Annotated in this window: 23 protein-coding genes and 1 tRNA gene; 17 read left to right on the top strand and 7 right to left on the bottom strand. The window is 39.8% G+C overall.

The features are described 5' to 3' along the window. Window positions 1–62: 62 nt before the first annotated feature. From EZ444_RS22580 to EZ444_RS22620, 9 genes are all read left to right on the top strand, one after another. Window positions 63–1,406 carry a deoxyguanosinetriphosphate triphosphohydrolase gene (locus EZ444_RS22580; protein ID WP_131611618.1) on the top strand — a complete coding sequence of 448 codons (1,344 nt, stop codon included), beginning with the start codon at window positions 63–65 and terminating at the stop codon, window positions 1,404–1,406. A gap of 103 nt (window positions 1,407–1,509) precedes the next feature. After that, the gene (locus EZ444_RS22585; protein WP_131611620.1) at window positions 1,510–2,964 is read left to right on the top strand and encodes an aminoacyl-histidine dipeptidase; all 1,455 of its coding nucleotides are present in this window, start codon (window positions 1,510–1,512) and stop codon (window positions 2,962–2,964) included. A 56-nt stretch (window positions 2,965–3,020) separates the two neighbouring features. Further along, complete coding sequence (gene epsC, locus EZ444_RS22590) at window positions 3,021–3,833, top strand: serine O-acetyltransferase EpsC (protein WP_131611622.1); 813 nt, start codon at window positions 3,021–3,023, stop codon at window positions 3,831–3,833. 2 nt (window positions 3,834–3,835) lie between these two features. Continuing rightward, entirely contained in the window at window positions 3,836–4,708 is an 873-nt protein-coding gene (cysM, locus tag EZ444_RS22595; RefSeq protein ID WP_131611624.1) for a cysteine synthase CysM, read from the top strand. A 27-nt stretch (window positions 4,709–4,735) separates the two neighbouring features. After that, on the top strand, window positions 4,736–5,989 hold the full coding sequence (locus tag EZ444_RS22600; RefSeq protein WP_131611626.1) for a murein hydrolase activator EnvC family protein: 1,254 nt from the start codon (window positions 4,736–4,738) through the stop codon (window positions 5,987–5,989). Between the two features lie 34 nt (window positions 5,990–6,023). Then, a complete protein-coding gene (locus EZ444_RS22605; RefSeq protein ID WP_131611628.1) occupies window positions 6,024–6,701 on the top strand; it encodes a pseudouridine synthase in 678 nt (225 codons plus the stop codon). 196 nt (window positions 6,702–6,897) lie between these two features. Continuing rightward, window positions 6,898–8,331, top strand: a complete 1,434-nt coding sequence (gene dnaA / locus EZ444_RS22610; protein WP_131611630.1) for a chromosomal replication initiator protein DnaA — start codon at window positions 6,898–6,900, stop codon at window positions 8,329–8,331. Between the two features lie 134 nt (window positions 8,332–8,465). Then, a tRNA-Glu gene (locus tag EZ444_RS22615) sits at window positions 8,466–8,537 on the top strand. A 198-nt stretch (window positions 8,538–8,735) separates the two neighbouring features. Beyond that, the gene (locus tag EZ444_RS22620; protein ID WP_131611632.1) at window positions 8,736–9,770 is read left to right on the top strand and encodes a chemotaxis protein CheB; all 1,035 of its coding nucleotides are present in this window, start codon (window positions 8,736–8,738) and stop codon (window positions 9,768–9,770) included. A gap of 182 nt (window positions 9,771–9,952) precedes the next feature. On the opposite strand, the gene EZ444_RS22625 is transcribed toward EZ444_RS22620, so the two are convergent. Next, on the bottom strand, window positions 9,953–10,249 hold the full coding sequence (locus EZ444_RS22625) for a winged helix-turn-helix transcriptional regulator (RefSeq protein WP_225874818.1): 297 nt from the start codon (window positions 10,247–10,249) through the stop codon (window positions 9,953–9,955). A 111-nt stretch (window positions 10,250–10,360) separates the two neighbouring features. Between EZ444_RS22625 and EZ444_RS27780 the strand changes: the two genes are divergently transcribed. Then, window positions 10,361–10,564 (top strand): NAD(P)H-dependent oxidoreductase, encoded by a 204-nt coding sequence (locus tag EZ444_RS27780; protein WP_262711273.1) that lies wholly within the window; start codon window positions 10,361–10,363, stop codon window positions 10,562–10,564. Continuing rightward, on the top strand, window positions 10,530–10,964 hold the full coding sequence (locus EZ444_RS22630) for an FMN-dependent NADH-azoreductase (RefSeq protein ID WP_262711274.1): 435 nt from the start codon (window positions 10,530–10,532) through the stop codon (window positions 10,962–10,964). Before EZ444_RS27780 ends, EZ444_RS22630 begins: the two co-directional genes overlap by 35 nt. Window positions 10,965–11,006: 42 nt before the next feature. Here the strand turns inward: EZ444_RS22630 and EZ444_RS22635 are convergent, their stop codons facing one another. Together EZ444_RS22635 and EZ444_RS22640 are read right to left on the bottom strand one after the other, a co-directional pair. Further along, on the bottom strand, window positions 11,007–11,237 hold the full coding sequence (locus EZ444_RS22635; RefSeq protein ID WP_131611634.1) for a hypothetical protein: 231 nt from the start codon (window positions 11,235–11,237) through the stop codon (window positions 11,007–11,009). Window positions 11,238–11,458: 221 nt separating this feature from the next. After that, complete coding sequence (locus EZ444_RS22640; RefSeq protein ID WP_131611637.1) at window positions 11,459–11,821, bottom strand: nuclear transport factor 2 family protein; 363 nt, start codon at window positions 11,819–11,821, stop codon at window positions 11,459–11,461. Window positions 11,822–12,097: 276 nt separating this feature from the next. Here EZ444_RS22640 and EZ444_RS22645 point away from each other — a divergent pair, with 276 nt between their 5' ends. Beyond that, window positions 12,098–12,994 carry a hypothetical protein gene (locus tag EZ444_RS22645; RefSeq protein WP_131611639.1) on the top strand — a complete coding sequence of 299 codons (897 nt, stop codon included), beginning with the start codon at window positions 12,098–12,100 and terminating at the stop codon, window positions 12,992–12,994. Between the two features lie 167 nt (window positions 12,995–13,161). Here EZ444_RS22645 and EZ444_RS22650 read toward each other — a convergent pair whose 3' ends face one another. From EZ444_RS22650 to EZ444_RS27690, 4 genes are all read right to left on the bottom strand, one after another. Beyond that, on the bottom strand, window positions 13,162–14,031 hold the full coding sequence (locus EZ444_RS22650; protein ID WP_225874819.1) for a lysophospholipid acyltransferase family protein: 870 nt from the start codon (window positions 14,029–14,031) through the stop codon (window positions 13,162–13,164). Window positions 14,032–14,040: 9 nt separating this feature from the next. Beyond that, window positions 14,041–14,961, bottom strand: a complete 921-nt coding sequence (locus EZ444_RS22655; protein ID WP_131611643.1) for a DUF6268 family outer membrane beta-barrel protein — start codon at window positions 14,959–14,961, stop codon at window positions 14,041–14,043. A 137-nt stretch (window positions 14,962–15,098) separates the two neighbouring features. Then, complete coding sequence (locus tag EZ444_RS22660) at window positions 15,099–15,857, bottom strand: LytR/AlgR family response regulator transcription factor (RefSeq protein ID WP_131611645.1); 759 nt, start codon at window positions 15,855–15,857, stop codon at window positions 15,099–15,101. Then, the gene (locus EZ444_RS27690) at window positions 15,854–16,507 is read right to left on the bottom strand and encodes a sensor histidine kinase (protein WP_225874820.1); all 654 of its coding nucleotides are present in this window, start codon (window positions 16,505–16,507) and stop codon (window positions 15,854–15,856) included. Before EZ444_RS27690 ends, EZ444_RS22660 begins: the two co-directional genes overlap by 4 nt. Before the next feature lie 426 nt (window positions 16,508–16,933). Between EZ444_RS27690 and EZ444_RS22670 the strand changes: the two genes are divergently transcribed. The 5 genes from EZ444_RS22670 (at window position 16,934) to EZ444_RS22690 (ending at window position 24,766) form a co-directional block, all read left to right on the top strand. After that, a complete protein-coding gene (locus EZ444_RS22670) occupies window positions 16,934–17,647 on the top strand; it encodes an RNA polymerase sigma factor (RefSeq protein ID WP_131611647.1) in 714 nt (237 codons plus the stop codon). A 102-nt stretch (window positions 17,648–17,749) separates the two neighbouring features. Continuing rightward, window positions 17,750–18,904, top strand: coding sequence for a FecR family protein (locus EZ444_RS22675; RefSeq protein WP_131611649.1), 1,155 nt, complete (start codon window positions 17,750–17,752; stop codon window positions 18,902–18,904). A 173-nt stretch (window positions 18,905–19,077) separates the two neighbouring features. Next, window positions 19,078–22,419, top strand: a complete 3,342-nt coding sequence (locus EZ444_RS22680) for a SusC/RagA family TonB-linked outer membrane protein (protein WP_225874821.1) — start codon at window positions 19,078–19,080, stop codon at window positions 22,417–22,419. Between the two features lie 18 nt (window positions 22,420–22,437). Further along, window positions 22,438–23,907, top strand: coding sequence for a RagB/SusD family nutrient uptake outer membrane protein (locus EZ444_RS22685; RefSeq protein WP_131611652.1), 1,470 nt, complete (start codon window positions 22,438–22,440; stop codon window positions 23,905–23,907). A 205-nt stretch (window positions 23,908–24,112) separates the two neighbouring features. Further along, window positions 24,113–24,766 (top strand): DUF4843 domain-containing protein, encoded by a 654-nt coding sequence (locus EZ444_RS22690; RefSeq protein ID WP_165503702.1) that lies wholly within the window; start codon window positions 24,113–24,115, stop codon window positions 24,764–24,766. Window positions 24,767–24,785 lie beyond the last annotated feature (19 nt).

Genomic DNA, 24,785 nt, shown 5'->3' on the forward strand with positions numbered 1-24,785 from the left:
TAGCATTAAATACTTACCTTCGCGTTTATTTAACAATAAAGCATTAAAAGGAAATTAAATATATGGTTTGGGAAAAGTTATTGTCGTCTAAACGCTGGGGAAATGAAGATCGATTTATTGGCAACCAGAAAGAATCAAGGTCAGAATTTCAACGCGATTACGACAGAATTATCTTTTCTTCACCCTTTAGAAGACTGCAGAATAAAACGCAGGTTTTTCCTTTACCAGGTAGTGTTTTTGTACACAATAGATTAACGCATAGTTTAGAAGTCGCCAGTGTAGGCCGCTCGCTGGGCACCATCTTTTATAATAAGATGAAAGATCAGGAGCCTTTAATTGATGATACCTGTCCTTTGCTTTGTGAGGTGGGTAACATCATTGCATCAGCTTGTTTAGCACATGATTTGGGTAATCCAGCCTTCGGGCATTCTGGTGAAGCAGCCATTTCTCATTACTTTACCGACGGTGATGGTAAGATTTACAAAGATCAGGTGTCAGCTGAGCAGTGGGAAGACCTGATTCATTTTGAAGGTAACGCAAATGCTTTGCGCATTTTAACCCATCCCTTTGCGGGAAAGGGCACAGGCGGCTTTGCACTTACCTATGCAACATTGGCTTCCATTGCGAAATATCCTTGCGCGTCGGTAGCTGGACACGATAAACAGCATATTTTTACTAAAAAGTATGGTTTCTTCCAATCAGAGCAAAGCGGTTTTGAGAAAATCGCTGTCGAAATGGATTTGATAAAAGTACAGGAATCTCCTTTAATCTATAAAAGACACCCTTTGGTATATTTGGTAGAGGCTGCAGATGATATTTGTTACAACATCATCGACCTTGAGGATGCACATCGTTTAAAAATCCTTTCGTACAAAGAGGTGGAAACGTTATTGTTGCCTTTGTGTAGAGACGAAAAGATGCCTGCCCGATTGGCAGAAATGGAAGACGACGATGCTAAAATCACCTTGATGCGGGCAAAATCTATTAGCACATTGATCGGTTTATGTTCTGAAGTATTCTTTAATCAGCAGCAAACTATTTTGGATGGTGACTTTAACCAAAGTTTGATGGATGCCATTGAAGAGCCATTTCTTTCTGTAATGAAAGAGATCGAAAAAGTCTCAATTAAAAAGATTTACAACTATTCATCTGTAGTGCAAATTGAGGTGGCGGGCTATCAGGTGATGGGTGGTTTATTAGAAGAGTTTATTCCGGCCTACCTTTTAAACGAATCAAAATATCATAAGAAATTAGTTGAACTGATCCCTAAACAGTTTTTAACGCAGCAGACAGATCCTTATACTAAAATTCAAAGCGTGTTGGATTTCGTATCTGGTATGACTGATATTTACGCAGTAGAGTTATTTAGAAAGATTAAGGGGATATCATTTCCATCGATGAGTTAACACACTGTTCTTTTTTGCCATATAAATAACATGTTTAGTTGTGATTAAATCTTAAATTCATTTAACTTTCTAGCTTTGTTTAAATACAGGTATAATTAGAGCGATGAAAGTAGGAAATTTAGAACCACAGGCACTTTGGAGTAATTTTGTAGCATTGAATGCCATTCCCCGGGCTTCAAAAGCAGAGGAGCGTGTCATAGAATTTATGGTATCTTTTGGTAATCAGCTGGGCTTGGAAACCTATAGAGATCATGTAGGCAATGTGGTGATTAAAAAACCGGCAACCGCAGATATGGAGGGCAAACAAACTGTGATTCTTCAATCGCATTTGGATATGGTTCACCAGAAAAATAGCGATAGCGACTTTGATTTTGAAACACAGGGCATCGATATGTATGTAGATGAGGACTGGGTAAAAGCAAGAGGAACTACTTTGGGTGCTGATAATGGGATAGGTGTAGCCACCATTATGGCTATTTTGGCTGCGGATGATCTTGTTCACCCCGCTTTGGAGGCCTTGTTTACTATTGATGAAGAAACAGGTATGACTGGTGCCAAACAGCTTGATCCGACCAATTTATCTGGGACTATCTTATTAAATCTGGATACAGAAGAAGACGATGAGTTAACCATTGGTTGTGCCGGTGGAATAGATACGACAACGGTATATAGATATAAACACCGTTCTGTTGCTCAGGATAGTATCGCTTTTAAAGTTTCGATTAAAGGATTACTGGGGGGACATTCGGGTATGGATATTCACAAAGGAAGAGCAAATGCCAATAAGCTAATGAATCGCTTGCTATATAATGGCAACAAGGTATTAGATCTGCAACTGAGCACTTTTGTAGGTGGTAGTTTAAGAAATGCGATACCACGTGAAGCCAATGCTGTTGTAGCTGTTGCAAGCAATCAGAAAGCGGCATTTCTTTCTTTTATTGCTGATTTCTCTGAACTTATAAAGGCCGAATATCAATCTATCGAGCCAGCTTTAAACATCAGTGCCGCAGAAACTGAAGTTCCAGTAGACGTTTTAGATAAGCAAGATTACCATAAGATCATCAATGCTTTGTATGCAGTGCCAAACGGAGTTTTTAGGATGAGTCCTGATATTCCTGATCTGGTAGAAGCCTCTTCTAATCTGGCCAAAATTATCATTAAAGACGGTGAGTTTATTACCCAATCCTTGCAGCGCAGCAGTGTAGAAAGCACTAAAGAAGATGTAACGATAGCGGTAGGTGCAGCATTGGAGAATATGGGCAGTACAGTAACCACTAGCGGAGATTATCCAGGCTGGAAACCTGATGCGGATTCGGAGATTTTGTCGTTAATGACTAAGCTTTATAAAGTGAGTTTTAATGCCGAACCGAATGTAAATGCTTGTCACGCTGGTTTAGAGTGTGGTATATTGGGTGCACATTTGCCAGGCATGGATATGATTTCTTTTGGGCCAACCATACATGGAGCGCATTCTCCAGATGAGCGGGTACAGATCTCATCGGTTAATAAGTTCTGGCACTTTCTTTTAGATGTACTGGAAGAAATACCGGCTCGTTAAATAACTATTAATTTCATTTCTTTGTAAGATTAAATTAACGCTTTAACCACCATACAATGAACGAGGAATTTTACCTTCACATTTTTAATAAACAGAACAGGATTGAGCCAGTGCCTTCTAATCAGGAGATTGCAGACTGGGCTATAAACCTGATGAATTTGTTATATCCGGAGCGTTTAACCACGCCCGATTATTCAATTAACGAAATCAAACGCTTGTTTTTAAAACAAGAAAAGGAGTTAGTCAGGCTGTTAAATGCGACTAAAGCATGCGAGGACTTTAACAATGAAGGAATCGTTACCGCCTTTTTTGAGGGGCTTCCGGAGTTGTATAGAAAGATGAATACGGATATCGCGGCTATTTTAAGTGGGGATCCGGCCGCAAAGAACGAATTTGAGATCATACGTAGCTATCCAGGCTTTCTGGCCATAGCACTATATAGAATTGCACATGTTTTGTTAAATGCGCATGTGCCACTGGTACCAAGAATATTAACAGAATATGGTCATTCTCTTACCGGGATAGATATCCATCCCGGAGCTTTGATAGGTGAGTATCTATATATTGATCATGGAACGGGATTGGTAATTGGTGAAACAACTGTGATAGGTAACCATGTTAAATTGTATCAAGGAGTAACTTTAGGGGCTTTGAGCGTTGAAAAATATATGGCCGACACCAAAAGACACCCTACAATTCAAGATCATGTGATTATTTATTCGGGGGCGACAATATTAGGTGGAGAAACTGTAGTAGGGGCCAACTCTATTATTGGCGGAAACGTATGGCTAACTAAAAGTGTTCCTGCCGGATCAACAGTATACAACCAATCGTCCATAAAAGTTATAGAAACAAAAGACACCAAATAAAAATGGGAAACATTGTAGAATTTATAGGGAATACCCCTTTGGTAGAGATCACTAAGTTAAATCCGAACCCAAATGTGAAGCTATATGCAAAGCTGGAAGGCAACAATCCGGGTGGAAGTGTAAAAGATAGAGCTGCTTTAAATATGATCAGAAGCGCGATGGAGCGTGGAGAAATTAAAAAGGGAACCCGATTAATCGAAGCAACCAGTGGAAATACTGGTATTGCATTGGCGATGATCGCCGGTATTTATGGTCTCGAGATTGAATTGGTAATGCCTGCAAGTTCTACCAGAGAACGGACTTTAACAATGGAAGCTTTCGGTGCCAAAGTTACCTTATTAGAATCTATAGAAGTTTGTCGTGATTACGCTGAAGAACAGCGGGATAACCATGGGTATTTTTTACTAGATCAATTTGCAAATCCAGATAATTACCTGGCGCATTATAAAACTACAGGTCCAGAAATATGGCGGGATACACAACAGCAGATCACTCATTTTGTGAGCTCTATGGGGACTACTGGTAGCATCATGGGTAACTCTATGTTTTTAAAAGAACAAAATCCTACGATACAGATCGTGGGTTGCCAGCCTACAGAAGAATCTTCAATTCCTGGTATCCGTCGTTGGCCAGCTGCGTACTTACCTAAAATATATGATGCAAGCAGAGTAGATCGTGTTATGGATGTTTCGCAACAGGTGGCAACGGAGAAAGCTCGTGAGTTGGCAAAAGTGGAAGGTATATTTGCTGGAATGAGCAGTGGCGGGGCTTTAGCCTGTGCTTTAGAACTTTGTGAAGAGCTGGAATCTGGTCTGATTGTGTTCATTGCATGTGATAGAGGCGACAGATATTTGAGCAGCAATTTGTTTGGATAGCCTGAATGTGCTATTTTTGATTACACAATGAAGCTACAGAGATTATTTTTATTATTCCTTTTTATATCCGTTGCCACTGCCAGTTTTGCCCAAACCAGTTCTGAACTGAAGCGGAACAAGGAGGCTATCCAGCGTGAAATTGATTTGCTACAGCGAAATCTTAATCAGACTTCGAGTAGCAAGCGGTTGACTATGGGGCAGATCAGGGCCATCAACAGCAAGATTAGGCTGATGCAGAATAAAATTGCTGTTATCAACTCTGAAGTGAAGAATCTGGACAATCAAATCCACGAAAACACTAATGAGGTACATACTTTAAAAAGCCAACTGGGGCAGTTAAAGAATGAATACGCCGGAATGGTACGTTTTGCGCAGAGAAACAAGAATGCATACGATAAAATGATGTTTATTTTCGCTTCTGAGAGCTTTAATCAAGCTTATAAGCGGATTAAGTATTTCCAGCAATTTGGTCAATACCGTAAAAAACAAGCCGACTACATACAGGGAACTCAGAAGAAAATTGAGTATAAGATTGTGGTATTGGATAAGAATCTAAAAGCGAAGAGTAATTTGCTGACAGAGCAAGAACATGAAAAAGTAAAGCTCGGCAAGAATAAAACTGAACAAGCCCAGATGCTGAATCAATTCAGTAGACAGGAAAAGCAGTTTAGACAAGATATTGCTGTGCAGAAACGCAAGCAGGCAGAAATTGACCGCGCAATTAGAAATGCGATTCAACGTGAGATAGAATTGGCTCGTAAAAAAGCAGAAGAGGAAGAGCGTTTGGCTGCGCAGAAGGCGATTGCAGAAGGCAGACCTGTACCGGTGACCAAAGAAAAAACTACTAGTAATTATTTAACGGCTTCGCCAGAGTCGGCCAAGCTCTCTGCGGGCTTCGAAAATAATAGGGGTCGTTTACCTTGGCCTGTGGGTCAGTATTCGATTGTAGAGCGTTTTGGTAACCATACGGAAGGACAAGCACATTACACCAATGATGGGATTAATATTCTTACAGAGCAAGGAGCAGCCGTTAAAGCTGTATTTGAGGGGGATGTATTGTTTGTAAGGGAGCTGTATGGCACTTATATCGTGGCCATACGTCATGGTGATTATTTTACCATCTATCAAAACTTAAAAACTGTTAATGTTGCTAAAGGTAATAAAGTGGAAACGAAACAAACATTAGGGATTGTTGCTTCGAAGGAAGATGGGCCAATATTGCATTTTGAAATTATGAGGGGCCAAACGAAATTGAATCCTGAAGCCTGGATCGCAAAATAGGAGGAAAAGCCTTACCTTCGTGGCAAAAAAATAAATGCTTGAAATTGTATACCAGGACGACCATTTAATTGCGATCAATAAACCTCATGGATTGCTTGTACACCGGTCATCAATTGCCAGTGATGCCAAAGAATTTGCCTTACAGCTATTAAGAGACCAGGTTGGCCGACACGTTAGCCCGGTACATAGACTAGATAGAAAAACAGGAGGCTTACTTTTGTTTGCCTTCGATAAAGATGTAGAGATCGCCATGCATCAACAATTTAAAAATGGGGAGGTGATCAAGAAGTACCTGGCCATACTCCGTGGCTATGCCCCAGATCAATTAGATATCGATTATCCGCTTGTTAAAGAGAACGGCGCAATCCAGGAAGCCTTTACCTCATTTGTTACTTTAAAACGTGCCGAAATTGATGTGGCCTTGGGAAAACACCCAACTTCCCGCTATTCTCTGGTAGAGGCAACACCTACTACAGGTCGTATGCACCAGTTGCGTAAACATTTTGCGCATATCTTTTACCCTATTATAGGAGATAGGAAGCATGGTTGTAATAAACAGAATAAGTTTTTTAAAGAGCAATGGGAGATGACCACCATGTTACTCCATGCTTCTGAGTTGAGCTTTAAACATCCGGTAAGCGGACTGCAAATTGATTTGAAAGCTCCGGTTCAATCCGAGTTTTTAAGGATGATGGAGCTGATGAAATGGTGAAAGTTTTGCACACTCTTCGGAGTTATCAACAGGAGGTTTGTTGGGAGTGATTTCTATTCTTTTGCAGTAGAGCGAGTTATAAAAAAGGTCAGATTTTATAACTTAATGTTAGTAAAATTTATCATCTTCGCACTCCCAAAACGACTGGTCTTTCCATCGTTTTATTATTATAAACCACAAAATATTAAAGAAAAATATGCAATACACTTGTACACAAGTATGGAATAACTGTCTTCAAATTATAAAGGATAATATCCCGGCCCAGAGCTTCAAAACCTGGTTCGAACCGATATCAGCCCTTAAGCTGGAAGATAGGGTTTTAACTGTACAGGTACCTAGTTTGTTCTTCTACGAATGGTTAGAAGAGCATTATGTAGGCTTGCTGCGAAAAACTGTAAAACAACAACTCGGCGATGAAGGTAGGTTAGAGTATAATATCGTTGTAGATAAGTCGACAACAAATGGTGCTTTGCCCTACACAACCAACATGCCGTCAAATGGTAACGGATCTACCAACAGGAAGCAGTCAATGCCGGTTCCTGTAAACATCAATAGGGACATCAAAAATCCTTTTGTAATTCCGGGATTGAAGAAGATGAATGTAGACCCTCAGTTGAACGCAAGTTATACTTTTGAGGCCTATGTAGAGGGAGACTGTAATCGTCTGGCACGTTCGGCCGGACACGCTGTAGCAGCAAAGCCAGGTGCTACATCATTTAACCCGCTGATGATCTACGGAGCATCAGGTTTAGGTAAAACTCACTTGGTTCAGGCCATCGGTAATGAGATCAGAAGAAGCTTACCAGACAAGTTGGTAATTTATGTGTCTTGTGAGAAGTTCTGCCAGCAGTTTGTAGAATCATTGAAAAACAACACGATCAATGATTTTGTGAACTTCTACCAGGCAATGGATGTAATCATCATGGATGATGTACACAACTTTGCAGGAAAAGAAAAGACACAAGATATCTTCTTCCACATTTTTAACCATTTACACCAGTCAGGAAAGCAGATCATCATTACTTCTGATAAAGCACCTAAAGATTTATCAGGATTGGAAGAACGTCTTTTAAGTCGTTTCAAATGGGGCCTTTCAGCTGATCTACAGGTACCAGAATTAGAGACAAGGATCGCTATTCTGAGAAAGAAAATGTATGCTGATGGTATTGATTTACCAGATGAGGTTGTAGAATACGTTGCACATAACATTGACAACAACGTACGTGAGCTAGAAGGAGCGATGGTATCTTTATTGGCACAATCGACCATGAACAAGAAAGAGATAGATTTGCAATTGGCTAAATCTATGCTTAAAAACTTCATCAAGAACACGACTAAAGAGGTTTCTATGGATTACATCCAGAAATTGGTTTGTGACTACTTTGAAGTACCTGTCCACTTGCTTAAAGCGCCTACTCGTAAACGTGAGGTTGTACAGGCTCGTCAGATCTCCATGTACCTTGCTAAAGGAATGACTAAAAGTTCACTAAAAACTATCGGTGCATTTTTTGGAGGAAGAGATCACTCGACTGTAATTTATGCTTGCCAGACTGTAGAGGATTTAATCCAGACAGACAAGAAATTTAGGGCTTACGTAAACGATATTGAAAAGAAACTAAAGATGAGCTAAGGCTCATCTTTAGCCTAAGTGCAAGATGATCAGAATGATCGGAGAAGGTGGTAAGATTTTAGGGAAAAACTTTCAAAAAAAGTTTGGATGATTAGCTGAGAATACTACCTTTGCAGCGCTGAAAGGCAGAAAATGGCCCGCTCGTCTACCGGTTAGGACGCCAGATTTTCATTCTGGAAATAGGGGTTCGATTCCCCTGCGGGCTACAATAATAAATGCTAAAAATATAGCTGTCTAAACAATTAAAACCCATCTTTATGATGGGTTTTGTGTTGGCTTAGCAACCGATTTTCCCTATGTATCGAATACGGATGGCTTCTTAGGCTCTCCATCAACTATGCCTCGCAAACTAGCCAACGACGAATAATATAGATAGTAGAGTTTTATTATCGTAAATTTGTCTTATGTCTGGCGAAAAAACTTCCGGGAAAAAATCAAAGATCAAACATATCGTTGTTATTGGTGCTTCTGCCGGCGGGCTGAAAGCCTTGTCCGGGTTAGTCAGTCAGCTACCGCTGGATTTCCCTGCACCATTGTTGATCGTACAGCATATTTCCGCTGACGCCAGCGGTGACGTACTTTTGAATTCGTTGAAGCAGCATGGAAGACTTCCGTGCCAGCATGCACGAAGCGGTGACAGCATCAAACCGGGCAATATTTACCTTGCTCCTTCTGACCATCATATGTTGGTCGATAAAGGCGACCGTTTGTTAATAACAAAGGGTGCCGCCGAAAACCGTTCCCGGCCAGGCATTGATCCGCTTTTCCGTTCGGCCGCAATCCATTACAGGAACAAAACAATCGGAATTATCCTTACCGGCTATCTTGATGATGGTACATCAGGTCTGAGTGCTGTACAAAGATGCGGTGGGATAACAATAGTACAGGACCCTAAGGATGCAGAGTATCCCGATATGCCTGAGAATGCCCTGAATCAGATGAAGGTAGATTATTGCATTCCATTGGCCGAAATAGGAAGCATACTCGTACGTCTAGCCTCAACAAAGACCGGTGGAAATTTCCCCGTTCCCCAAGACCTGCTTATCGAGGGAAAAATTGCGGAAAGGGTGGTCAGTGACCTGAACGCCGTAAATACTTTAGGTGACCAGGTACCGTTTAACTGTCCTGGCTGTGGTGGTGTTTTGTGGCAAATAGAAACAAAAGGCTCAAAACTAAGGTTCCGTTGCCATGTTGGCCATGCGTATACAGCGGCTTCGCTGCTTGCAGAACAAACCAGTAAGATTGAGGAAACCATGTGGACCGCTTTGCGCATGTTTGAGGAAAAAAGGAACCTGCTGACTACGATGGCTAAAAGCCAGACAGGGGCACCTGCAAAGATGTCAAAGGAACGGACCACCCTGATGCAAGTGCACATTGAAAGGATTAGGACAGTCTTGCTGGCCGACGACAAGGCGACACGAAGTGATACACCTAAATAAAATTTTGATAAGTGCAATCAATTATTAGTTATTGTATTAATAATACCCATTTATGTAATGATCTGAAAGTATATGAAAAATAAATTAACAAATTTTCCTATTCAAGACTGCTTCCGCATGCTTTGTTTAATTTTTTCCCTGTGTTGTTCACCCCAGGCACTAAGTTCAGTCAACACATTTTTTTAAGTCAGGCTATAACTGGTTGCTTCGTAAACAATACTTACCGGTTGGGTAGGATACACGTTACGTTTGATAAAGTCATTCAATTCTAAATCTTTTAATTCTTTAGCTAAGACCTTGGAGGATATCCCAGTGACTTCATTCTGAATCTCATTGAAACGCTGGGACGATTGTACAAGGGAAAGGATCAAAGCCAACTTCCATTTCCCATTAAGCACGTATAATGCATCAAGAATGTTTTTAAGCGATCCTTCGCATTCTGCCTTGCATGGTAATGGCTGATTTTTAATGATTTTCATAACAGCAAAGATAGTCACTTACCCCGATGTAAGCGCTTACCTTTGGGTAACGACTAACTTTTTATCACCTGGTAGCCCTAGTTTTGCTCTTGATAACTAATCAATAAATTTATGAAACATATCCTTCATTTAAAATCAAGTATACAAGGTGCAACATCGTACAGCATTAAACTAGGTCATGCCATCATCGGGGAAATTCAGGAAAAGTATCCAGGTAGCACAGTTGAGGAATTAAATCTGGTCGATATTGAAATACCACATCTTAAACCTGAAGTCCTTCATGCATTCTTATATTCCCAGCGATCAGCTGACTGAAGCGGAAAGGGAATCTATCCGACTTTCTGATCGTTTAGTTAAACAATTATTCGCTGCAGACATCATCGTAATTGGGGCACCACTGATTAACTTTACTATTCATTCGGCACTAAAGGCATGGATTGATCATATTACGAGGGCAGGAATAACTTTTGGGTATGGTGAAAACGGCCCTATAGGAAAGGTTACCGGAAAAAAAGTTTATGTAGCCATGTCATCCGGAGGAGTTTATTCAGAAGGACCCGGGAAAGCCAACGACTTTGTTGCACCTTATTTAAAAGCTTTTCTTGGGTTTTTAGGTATGACAGATCTTACGGTATTTCGTGCTGAGGGACTAAAAGTGCCGGGAATTAAAGATTACGCTTTTGACAAAGCAATTAAAAGTATAAAGATTCATTAAAATAAAATCCCGCTTTACGAAAGTAGAGCGGGATTTATACTTTTATATGAAGTTTACCTCAAAGGCGCCATAACTCAGCATTTCTGCATTGTGCGAAACGAAGAGCTTCAAATCTAACCTTTCGATCAGATCTTTAGCTTGGGTAATGTTTCGGTGCATGTCGTTGATTCCCCTGATCTCAATGCCTTTTGTCATCATTTTAAATTTGCTTGGCTCGAATTTTTCAATGAATTTTTGCAGATCTGTGCTGACCTTTAATTGTGTTTTTTCCATGTTAATATAGTCTTGCAATTTGATGCAAAATAAATCATACTGTTTTAACTTACTGGTAGCTCTATGTTATGGTTTGATTATCCTTAACAGTTCACGATGATTTAACACGGGTTTAATAAAGCATCTTTAAATTTGTCATATAAATATTTGGTTAGTATTTATAAGTTTAGGTTTAGTTGATAATAAAGGGTTCTGGCTGGTTACCGGAACCCTTCTCTTTTTTAACCCATTCTGTAAAAGAATTCGTCTGAGGCGATTTTTCCGTCTTTTACTTCATAGACACAGATCTCGCTCATCGCCATTCTTCCATGCGCTTTATAAGTGGCATCAATATTCATAACGATTGCAAAATGGCTGTCCACAACAATAGGGTCTGAGCAGGAGGCGCTGTGAATTTCTTCTACGCTTTCTTCCCACTTAAGGGTTTTGTTTTTAACGGCTTCTTTACCTTCGGTCAGTTCCATGTCTGACCCTTTGGGCTCTTTACTGATCACATTTTCTGCATAAAGCTCTTCAATGGCCTGATCATTTTTACCTTCACGGCATAGCTGTACCAATTTGTCAGCAACTTCTTGTGTTGTCATACGATTTTAATTAGTTGTGCCCTAAGTTATTCAAAACCTGTGCCTTAATTGTTCAGTACGTTTTATATTTGGGTTAATAAAAAAGTACAAATAATCGCATCATTATTTTCCTACAGGCTACAAGCCCCTGTACAAATGTTCTGTTTAGAAAATAAATCCGTCAATTACGATTGTAAAGACTCAAACCTATTAACCTGAAGCTTTTATTTTTACTGAGAATTTTAAAAAGGTCACTATATTGTAAAGACAATTTTTGAATTGCTAATCTGACTTTATATGCAACGTTCTATTCAAACCAAAGTAAGATGTATAGCGCTTGTTATTTTAATGCATTCTTCTTTAAGTATTTTGGCCAGTCCACAATTACCGGATTATATCATTTATAAAAATGATACTATTGCGACCTATAATTTGCTGGTTGAACAATATCTGCAAAAGTACGAGCATGTTGATCGGGAACAATTATTTGGTTTGAGTTTCCGTGATGGAGGATCGTTTAATTGCTGGAGAGGTTACCAAGCTATTTATAAAATAGAGAATGATAGTCTTTTTCTTGCGGATATTATCGATTGTGGCAGCCTTCGAAAGACGTTATTAGATAAAAGTACTTCAATTAAAAAGATGCAGGCAATTTTTAGAGATAGGCTTACGAATGGCAAAGTATTCATTAGTTGGTTTTCTGGCGATCTAAATTTTCCGTTAACAAATAAAATAGTAAGATGGGATGGCGTTTTTAGTACTATTTATGAGAAGGAGAAAATACTACATATTTCTAACGGGAATGTATCAAATATTGAGAATATAAATAATTATGTTGACGACCCTAAAGCCATCAATCGAGAGTATAAAGTTAAAATCCCTGACATCTTGTTTGAAAAACTCAAAAGGATTAAATGGAAGGCTTCAGATGACTGTGATTGCTCTGAAAAGTATTTGATAACAATCGACGAGTATGGTAAGATTTCGAAAATTAATATGCTTAGGTATGAGTTAGAGGAAAAAATTGACCGGCAGGAAAGAAAAGAATACGATTATTGTACCAGTACCATGCTCAAAGCATTAAAAAGCCTCAGATTTGATATTATTAAAAACAAAGGGAAACCTATATCGGAGGATGTTTATTTAGAAATTTGGATTGAGGAGAGTGGCGAGATCAAAAACTGGACAAATTGACTTTGAGAGAGTTAATCCGTTGTTTGTCTGAAATATTTTGAAAATCTGTTGCATTATTATCTCTAATATATACCTCGTTACCACTGTTCCATAAGAAATCTGCAATATCGTAATGTAATTCCTCCTCTTTTTGTCCTTTGTTTTCTACTACTATATATTTCATAATTTTATCTTTTCCATCGTTTATGTGTCCATAGCCAGCCGTAGGGTTCTTCTTTGATATTTTCTGCCAATAAATCGACATACTTTTTTGTTATTTCCCCTTCATTCACAGATTCAGCTACGGAGCATATAGGTATACAGATTATTTTGTAATTGCCTCTTGAGAGCTGTGTAATATGCAGATAGATAACTGCCGTTCGACCCACGCGAGCCAATTTCTCCATACCTGAAAAAACATATGTTTCCTGATTCAATAAAGTAAATCTGTATTTTTCCTCCTTTATGCGTGGACATTGGTCTGAGAGAAAAAGATAGACGGCAGGGCCTGAATTTTTAGATAAAATATGGCGTATAACTGCCCTATCAGGTATTAATTTCATACCAAAACGTGACCGGAGCTTAATCATCAGTCTGTTCATCACTTCAGACTTGAGCGGCTTGTACACTGCATAGGTTTCGTGGCGCATTTTATATGGTATAAAATTCAGCATTTCCCAATTGCCACAGTGTCCCAAACAGGCAATAACATTTCGCCCTGAGTTTATATATTGGTCTATTAACTCTAAATTCTCAAATATTATTTTCTTATCAAGAGCTTCCGCCGGAGTAGAGATATTTTTTATAATTTCAGCAAAATAGGAAGCAAAGCAAACGTAGAACTTTTTTACAATGGCGTGAATTTCGCCATATTGGTGATCAGGAAAGGAACGTGCAATATTTTGAATGACTACTGTTTTCCTGTATCCAATAATGTAATAAGCAAGGAAAAAAGTAAAAGAAGCCATCGCATACAGAAACGCCATAGGTAGCAGGCTCAGGGCATAGGCAACAGTATAGACACTTCTGTATGCAACAGTTTGTAAGACTTGCTTCATTTTCATAGATTAAAATTTCATTTTTAAACCAACAGACGCATACGGGGAAACAGAAAAATAATAATCATTATCACCTGCAAACACCCCTTTCAAAGTCCTATCGCTGTAAGATGCAGGACGGTATAAGTTTAACCCTGCCATACCAGTCATCGACAATCCTTTTTTACCAAGCTTTATTTCGGGACGGAACCCCGTGACAATATACTGGTGTGAGAATATTACATCTTTTCCATCCTTTTTCAACAGTGCGACCTGTCCGTTCATCTCAAGGGCATATGATAGTTTGAATTTGTCATTGAAATCATAACCTGCCGACACTTCCAAACCATCGACCAATTCAACATTTACGTCAAATTTTCCATTGGTCTTCCACTTAACGTAAACGGCAGGAAATACCATCGGATAACCTAAAGAGCTATTTATAGCCACACCTCCGCCAATATCCAGATTAGGGTTCAGATGGTGGATAAAAATAACGCCTCCGCTTACGAGCACGTTTTTGAAACTGATTTTGGAAAAGTCAGTAGAGGGAGTAAATATCCCCATTCCTACACTTGCCCGCATAGACCATCTGTCGTTCAACGGACGTAGATGATAAACGCCCAATTGTAAATTCATGATTTCTGAAACCATGTCGTCCCTGAAGTCTTTGTTTTTCAACGAAACGTATGCCCCGCCAAGACCAACGCCCCAAGCAGTCGGACGATTGTTCCCATTCATTTTCACAGATAGCGGAATACTGACCGCTCCCTGGTAAACCATGGCGGAGCCATTACCATCACCGATTTTTTCTTTTGGTTTCTCACCCGGTGGCAGATAGTAGTAACCAGAATTTCCAAGGTACTCTGTCTTGAAAGAGATTTGCTGTGCTTTACTTTTCAGACATAACAGCGATACCAACGTTGCTAAGAATAATGATATTAACTTCATGATTTTAAATTTGTATTTGTACTTATTCGTTATATTTTGAGCAAAAAAAAGACGAATGAAGCAAAATAGAAAGCTATAAACTGTAGACTTCAGAACCGACAGGTTGAAATGTAGAATGAAGAGAATGAAATGAATTCTTAGAGGGCCACAATCCCGTCCATCCATTTCAGAAAGTCCGGAACACGTACACGGCTGATCAAAACTTCATGTGGGCATTCTGGTAAAAAGGAAAGTTTCAGACGACTGTTAAAGTATTTGGCAACATTTTCAATGGCTTTTACGTTCCCGATGCAATTACGTGATACACGGAAAAACAGACGGCCATCAAGCTGTTGTTCTAACTGGTCTAAGGTATAATTAATGATATATCGCTTATCGCTGAATGTATGGAGAAAGACAACTCCCTCTTCGCTATAAAAATGGGCAATATCCATGGTTTCTATATAATGAAAGTTTTCCCCCTTCGATATTAGGAAACGGTTTTTGGTTTTGAGCGATAATATCTGCTCGAAATTCTTAGGACTGGTTTGATAAGGATGGTTATGAAATATATTTTCATATTTTGTTAATGCTACCTCTAATTCATTCTCATCAAAAGGTTTTAACAGGTAATCGATACTGTTTAGCTTAAACGCTTTGATAGCATGTTCATCGTAAGCGGTCGTAAATATAACAGGCGTGGCAACCTCTACATGATTAAATATCTCGAAACAGTTACCGTCTGCCAGACGGATATCCATAAGAATTAAATCAACAGAAGATTCTTTTAGGAACCCGATGGTATCTATGACTGTTTTAGTCTGCTTCTCCAACAGATAACCGGGACGCAATTTCGTCATCATACGCTTAAGTTCTTCGTATGCGAACCGTTCATCTTCTACGATTAGGTACTTCATGACTGAATGTAAGGGATTTTTACAATAAACATCTGTTCGGTATGTTCAACGATAACGTCTTTTGCATACAATTTATATTGCTTGGTGATGTATTTCAGTCCGATTCCACCTTTATCCGCATCGTTCGATGGTTGTATATTGTTTTCAACGGTAATATAATCACTATCGATTGTAATTTTTATATCCAACAGTGATTCTTCGGTTGCGATATTGTGTTTAAATGCATTTTCTATAAGTAATTGTAGGGTAAGAGGAATAATCTCATTACTATCACAGTCAGCTATTTTGTTTACTGTGAAAGTAAAGGAATCTTCAAACCTCATGCTCATAAGGAAAAGATACGAATCCAACGCATCCAATTCTTCCGCAACAGAAACTACTGGCTGCCGGGTTAGGGAAAGCACATACCGATAGGTCTTTGAAAGGGCTTTTGTAAACTTATTGGCGTTATCCGGATTTATATATATCAATGAAGACAGTACATTCAGTGAATTAAAAAGGAAATGCGGGTTTATCTGTGACCTTAGCGTTTCGTGTTGGAATAATAGAACTTTCCGTTTCGCTTTTTCGGAATCGGCTATGGCTTTTTGTTCAGACTGGAAATAATGGATTAACTCGAATACCAGTAGAATAGGGATATTGGTTGACATTCCAAATGCAAATTTGACAAGGAAAGGTGGCATTCCCTCATTTGGAATAAGAAACACGTCGTATATCAGAAAATTAAATAGCCATAACAGAATCAAGCTTATTATGGTTATGCCTGCAATGTCTGCCAAAATACGGTAAAATATATTTTTGGAATATGGCAAATATTTATTCAAAAATCGCAATAATCCGTAGTCAGCTATGCACATGGTAAAGATTACGATATAATGGGCTGATAACTGTATATGGAAATTATTCCATAAATCTTCTTTCATTAAAATAATGCTGAAAAGCATTTGACACAAAGCATATATCAGTGTGGAGAAGAAAAAGATAAACAGCCTTTTTATGTTTATTTTTTTTATTTGAGCCATTATTCAAAAGTAAAATTTCCACATAAGATTTATTAAAAATCTCCCGTTTTTCTGATGAACTTCATTTTTCTGGGGATGAATTTAACAGATGATGTTCTTTTTTATGCTATAATCGAAAAAAGAAACCATCCACAAAACGCTGAAAATTATATATTTGCAAGCGGGGGACATCTATTAATGACGCAATATAAACTATATGGAGATCAGGAGCTTGTTCAGCTTATGCAAAATAGTGACGAACGCGTATTAGTGGAGATTTATGATCGTTACTGGGATAAAATGTTGGCAGTTGCCTTTAATCGCTTAGGCAATCAGGAAGAAGCTGAAGAATGCGTTCAAGACGTATTACATAAACTATGGAAGCTGCGCCATGATTTTTCACTCGCAAAAATTATGCTTTCCAATTATTTAGCCCGTGCGATACGCAACCAGTCGTTTAATATGCTGGATCGACGTTACAGGGAACGCATAAAATTCGAAAGTTATGCTCCCCCAGAGGATATCAACTCGTTCTCGCCCGAGCATGAGTTGATGATACGTGAGCTAAAGCAGCAGATAGACAATTCAATAAACGCATTACCGCCTCAATGTCAGCTTGTCTTTAGGCTTAGCCGCCAGGATGGCCTTTCGAATAAAGAGATTGCTGAAAAGTTAAATCTCTCAGAAAACACAATCAAATCACACCTTAAAAAGGCAAACAAAGATATCCAAGGCAATATAGGATTGCTGATGGTACTAATATCTATTCATATGTTTTTGCAGCGATAACGCCCTAAAAACGATATTAAATAAATATTATTAAATAATTAATTAATCGCACTCACCCCTAGCTAATATTATTCTGTCTATAAATATAGAAAAGCAAACAGAATGCCCATAAATACCGAATACATAGAACATTTAGTTTTTAAATTTAATACTGGCAATATCAGTAAAGAGGAATTGCAAGTTTTAACGGATTGGTATAATAGCCATGACGACCAGCAAGTAGTTATTCCCTCAAGGCGAAATGAATCTCAGGAAGAGGTTAAATCGCGTATGCTAGCGAATTTATTAGCTAAAGTGGCTGATGAGCAGCCTAAAACTATCAAGCGTTATCCCATGATTCGATGGATAGCTGCGGCAGCAGCAATATTTGTTGTTGCGCTCGGTACATGGACGACAATCGAATATAAAGAACCAGTTAAAGTTTCGGAAGCGGTAAGTGTGAACATTGAACCCGGTGGGAACAAGGCTACGCTGACCCTTGCCGACGGTAGGACCGTAAAGTTGAGTAACACTCAGACAGGTATTGTAACAGGAAAGGAAATCACCTATACAAATGGTGTTCCAGTTGAAAATGTCGATTTGGACCAAACCTACAATAACCCACGCTTATTAGTCCTACAAACTCCACGCGGAGGTACCTATAAAATCACATTGGAGGACGGTACGCAAATTTGGCTCAACGCTGCTTCTACGATAAAGTATCCCTCGCGTTTCGCTTCGGATGAACGTATTGTAGAACTTGAGGGTGAAGCCTACTTTCAGGTGAAAACAGCCTATCGGAAAAACGGAGAGAAAATACCATTTAAGGTGATCAGCAAGCATCAGGAAGTGGAAGTGCTCGGTACCCAATTTAATATAAATGCGTACCGGGAGCAGTTAGCTATTAAAACGACGCTTGTTGAAGGAAAGGTAGCGGTTAGCGATAAGCAAGACCTCATTACGCTATCACCCAATCAACAGGCTATCGTTTCTGCGGGAAAGATAAAGGTGAAACAGGTTAATGTTAACGATTACATCGCCTGGCGCGATGGCAAATTTGGCTTTGACAGTAAAACGTTTGAAGAGACCATGAACGAAATTGGACGTTGGTATGATTTGGACATTATTTATGAAAACGGGATACCAAAAGAAGAACTCATGGGGGATGCTTTTCGCAACCAAAACATCAGCCTTGTATTGCGTTTATTGGACGTAGCCGAAATTGACTATAAACTCGACGTTAGTCGTCGAAAATTAATTATTAAAGGAAAAAAGTAGAATGTAAAACCTAAACCAAAAACCACATGATGAAAACCTAACTAAACTAACCACCAAAGCTCCTAAAATCAAAAAAAGGAAAGGACCGCCATCCTTCCCTTTAACGAATGATTAGTGCAATCGACCTAAAACGAATAAGCAGATACTGCACCACCCATATCAACGCAAATTTAATGAATAAATATTACTTATCGCGAGTGATGAAAATCATCATGTTATTACTTATAGCTGGATTTACGACAGTAAGTGCCGCCAGCTATTCACAGCAGATTACACTCAAAGGGAAAAACATTCCCTTCTCGTCTGTGATCGACGCCATTAGGAAACAAAGCGGGTATACCGTTTTTGGAACTAAAAAACTGCTTGAATCTACCAGGCCTATCACAATTGATGTAAAGAACATGCCTTTGCAACAATTTCTGGAAAAGGTAACTGAAGGTCAGCCACTGGAATATGCCATAGAAGATAAGACCATATCATTTTCCAGTCCGCATGCGAAGCCGAATACGGGGACAAGCAGCCCTGTTTCCCTTCAGCAAAGTATGCTTATAGGTGTGGTCCGTCATGCAGAGACCAGGCAACCACTAGAACAGGCGACCATCAGGCTTAAAGGCAGTACTATCAGTACAGGTACCAATGCGAAGGGGGAGTACCGCATCAACATTCCCGCCTCAGATAAGAAACAAACATTGGTGTTTACTTATGTCGGGATGAAAACTCAGGAAATCACTTATCATAAGCAAGAAAAGCTGAATGTAGACTTGCAGCCGGATGAAGAGTCTATGAATGAGGTTGTAGTTACTGGAATCTATCAACGGGACCGTAATGCTTTTACGGGTTCCTCTGCCAGGTATTCTGCTAAAGATTTGCAGATTGTGGGTAACCAGAATGTTTTGCAAAGTTTAAAGACACTGGATCCATCATTTGCAATTATTGATAATAACTTATTTGGATCGGATCCGAATCGCTTACCCGATATAGAAATAAGAGGAAAAAGTAGTGTGATCGGGCTTACTGATGAATTTGCTACGAATCCCAACCAACCTTTATTTATATTGGATGGTTTCGAAAGTACTTTAGCGATCATTAGCGACCTGAGTATGGACCGTGTACAGAGCATTACCTTGTTGAAGGATGCGGCGGCCTCTGCCATCTACGGCTCTAAAGCTGCAAACGGTGTAGTGGTAGTGGAAACCAAGCAGCCAACGCCTGGTTCATTACGTATAAATTATAGCCTGAATTCAACTATCGGTTTTGCAGATCTCACGGATTATAACCTGATGAATGCCGAAGAAAAACTACAGTTTGAGTATCTATCCGGGTTTTACAGTCTGTTAACTGATCAAGGCAATTTTGTTATCCCTGGAAATCAGGATTCCCAGACGCTGTATTACAAGCGCCTACAGGAAGTTCGGAGAGGTGTAAACACCTATTGGGCGAACGAACCGCTGCGTACGGCGATTAACCAGCGACACACTTTGTTTGCCGAGGGTGGTGACGCTAACCTGCGGTATAGCGCTTCATTTAACTACGGACTTATAAATGGTGTGATGAAGGGGTCAGATAGACAGACGACTAGCGGGAACATAAGACTGCTCTATAGAAAAGGTAACTTTTCAGTAAACAACTCTTTAAGCATTGATAATGTTCGGGCCAACAGGGAAACCTCAGCATTCGCCGATTTTTCGCGGGCCAATCCTTTTTTTAGGAAATATGACGAGAACGGGAATGTACGAAAAGTTCTGGAAGATTTTAAAACCTACGGTAATCCAGCGCTGCTTCCAGTTTACAGTCCATTGTATGATCAGAGCAACCTGAATGTCAATCAGCAGGAATCACAGGGATTTACAAATAACCTGGAAATGGAGTTGCGATTGACTGAGGCTTTACGTGCACGTGGTCGCCTGGGGATTCGCAATTATGGAACACAAGATCATATATTCCGTTCTCCTTTTAATATTGAATTCGAAAGCACAGATATCCTTGAAAAAGGCCGCTACACGGAAACAAACGGAAGGAAGCTAAATTATGATGGTGAATTTAGTCTAACCTACGGAAAACTATTTGCTGAAAAGCATATGTTGAATGCTGTGGGAGGTATGAGAATGGAGCAAGCGACAACTCAGCAAAGCGCTTATCAGGTGAGGGGATTTGTGGATGATGAATTCGCCAATCCTAATTTTGCATTGGGATATCCTGAGGGGAAACGTGCCGATTACCAGGAATCCAAAAGACGCGGTGCAAGTTTTTATTTTAACACAGGTTATTCATACGATCAAAAATATCTGGTAGATGCTACGCTTAGGCTCGACGGATCATCTGTGTATGGCTCTGACAGACGGTTCTCTAATAACTGGTCGGTTGGTTTGGCCTGGAATATACACAATGAAACATTTCTTCAGGATTGGAAATGGATTAGTCAACTCCGGTTACGTGGATCGATTGGGACTCCAGGGAACCAGAATTTTGATGATTACATTTCAATGCGAATCTATCGTTACAATAATGAAAACCGTAACCCATTTGGTGCCAGCACTATTATCTCCAATATGGGGAACAAAAATCTGAAATGGCAAACCACGTTGGACCGTAATATTGGCCTTGACCTGACTACAGTCGATAACCGGTTGCGTTTTAACCTCGATTATTTTGTTAAAACGACTGATCCCTTGCTGGTATTTGTAACACTCCCTTCCTCTACAGGAGTGGCAAAAGTTGCACAGAACCTGGGCGAACAGATTACACATGGATTTACTTTAACAACGGACTATACACTGATTAGAAAGAGACAGCTAAACTGGCGCGTAAACCTCAATATGAGACAGTTGACAGCCAAATACGGTAAAATGGGGAATCAGCTGGAGAATTCCAATGAAAATAATAAAAGTCGAAATCTAACCCGGTACTATGATGGCGGAAGTCCTTCTGACCTCTGGGCAGTTCGATCAGTTGGTATCGATCCGGCAACTGGACGTGAGATATTCCTGAACAAAAACAATGAACAAACCTTTGTGCATAATTTCCAGGATGAAGTAGTGGTGGGTAACAGTGAGCCAAAGCTGGAAGGTGTAATTGGCTCTAGTTTTTCTTACAAGGGATTCATGGTCTCAGCTAATCTTAGATACCGTTTAGGTGGACAGGCATTTATGCAAACCCTTTATGAGAAAGTTGAAAATATAACCACACAAGAGGTTACGTTAAACCAGGATCGCCGGGCACTGTATGATCGCTGGAAACGTCCGGGAGATAACGCCAGTTTTAAAGCCATATCAACAACTGAGACTACACCAATGTCTTCGCGCTTTGTCGCAAATAATAATGTGCTGATAGGCGAAGCTTTTTCCCTGGGGTATGAAAACACGACCGCAGCCTGGCTAAAAACTGTGCGTGCTTCCTCCATAACACTACGGGCTTACATGAACGACATTTTCAATATTTCAACAATAAAGAATGAAAGGGGTATTGACTACCCATTTGCAAGATCAGTTTCTTTTTCAGCTTCGGTTCGATTTTAATGTATTAACTATAATAAAATGAAAATATTATATAAACTAAGTATCTGCCTGTTATTAAGCTCGTTTTCGCTTTCCTGTAACAAGTGGATCGACGTTAAGCCTACCGACCGGCTGTCGGAGAATGTGCTATTCGCAAATAAAGAGGGATATCTAAAAGCATTGAATGGTGTGTATGTAGAAATGACCAATCAGGCACTTTATGGACAGGAGATGACAAGCGGTGCATTGGATGTGCTGGCGCAGTACTATTTTATAAATTCCTCTACTCACCGTTATTATGAATATACAACTTTTGTATATACGGCTGACAGACCCAAAGCTACCTTTGATGGCGCCTGGCGTAAAGCCTATGAATTAATTGCCAACTGTAATGTAATTCTGGAAAAATGTGGAGATAACGCAAGTGAAACTTTACCAGAGCCCTATTTTGGTATTATTAAAGGAGAAACGCTTGCACTTCGCGCATTTTTACACCTTGACATGCTTCGACTATTTGGCCCTATTTATACAGAAAGCAGCAAAACCAAAGCAGTACTTCCCTACATTTCTAAAAATACATTCAGTGTTGCCCTCTTGATCAGTTCTGAACAGTTTATGTCAAATGTGACAGATGATCTTAAAGCTGCCATTTTACTAATGGAAACTACTGATCCTATACGTACTGCGGGAGTGCGTAATGCCGGTAATCCATCCGGTAACAACGATCTCTATTATCGTCAGTATCGATTAAATTATTATGCGGTAAGGGCGCTACTTGCGCGTGCGTATCTGTGGCAGTCTAAAAAGGCCGAGGCTTTTTCTGAAGCCGTGGGATTACTTAATGAAGTACAATTGCCTGCTAAAAATGTCTTTCCGTATGTTACGAATGCAAATGCAACGAGTGCGCTTAAACCTGACAGGGTTTTCTCTACAGAGGTGATGTTCTCACTCTATGATATCAATCGTGATGAATTATATAAACGACTTTTTGATGTGAATCTGCTGGCAAATGCAAAGCTGTCATTCAATGGTGGAGACAGCAATGAAGGACGAGTTACAAATTTGTACGATGATGCCAATGATTATAGGCGACGGAGCTGGCAAATTTTGTCTTCAGGAACAATTACTGCGCTAACAAATCTGAAGTATCAGGATATACCAGATGGACCAGGTCGTTATATGATTCCGCTGATCCGCCTTAGTGAAGTGCTCCTTATAGCAGCCGAATGTAGTCCTGATCTTTCTGTGGGTATTGGCTATTTTAATAAGGTAAGAACGGCCCGCAATGCGCTGAGTAAAACGCCCGCGAGTGACGCTGCCCTGAAAATAGAGATCTCTAATGAATACAGAAGGGAAATGCTTGGGGAGGGGCAGCAGTTTTTTTATTACAAAAGAAATTCCACGCTAACCGTTCCTAACAATGCTGCCGTAACCGGAACCAAAGCTATGGTTTTAAATAATTATGTAGTTCCATTGCCAGAAAGCGAAACCTCACAAAGAAACAATTAAAAAAAACACAATGAAAAGAAAAATACTGATAGGATGTCTGTCACTGCTTGTTTTTTTATGTAGCTGTGAAAAGGAAATCATGAAATATGAAGGTCGAGAAGGTGTGTATTTTGCTGTGCAACATGGCTCAGAAGCCTTCAGTGAAAGTAACTGGCCATACCAACCTTACAGCCCTGTTCAATTTATTAGAATTAATCAGGATGCAGTGAACTTTAGGGTCAAGGTAATGATTACCGGACCAGTAAAAGATTACGATCGAACCTTCCGTGTCGAAGTAAACCCGGATTCTACAACAGCGGTTTTGGGTGTGCACTATGAAGCCCTAAAGGAGCAATGGACCATTCCAGCCCATGCTGTTTTCATAAATATAGAGGTTCGTTTGAAGCGTACGCCTGATTTGGAAAAGGAAGAGAAGACATTAGGCTTAAGACTGGTGGCCACAAAGGATTTTTCGCTCTCTTTCCCGGAGTGGGATGCAATTCCTTCCCTAAAGCAAGGTGTTATAGTGCCGGAGTTTGATGCAGGCCTGCATACGTTGCGCATCAGCGATATTATGGTGAAACCAGTAGTCTGGCCGGGTGGCTTGGCTACCGGAACAAATCGGGAAACGGGAACGATGGGTTTTTTTACGAAGAAAAAGATGGGTTTCCTGACCGAAAACTTTGGGCTGAAATATGAGGATTTTGCTAGTACTGTAACTATGCCTATGGCCCGTATTAGTCTGATTATGCAAGATGCTTCAGCAATTTTAATCCGACGTTTTAATGAAGGTAATCCTATTCTGGAAGAGGATGGCCGTCTGATGTATATTGGAATTGTTCCCTGGACATCTACCCTCGGTGTGCCTTATGTCAAGTAGTCAATTTAAAAGCAAATTC

Origin of the sequence: Pedobacter hiemivivus (assembly GCF_004331685.1) — a bacterium.
In the GTDB taxonomy this organism is placed as follows: Bacteria; Bacteroidota; Bacteroidia; order Sphingobacteriales; family Sphingobacteriaceae; genus Pedobacter; species Pedobacter hiemivivus.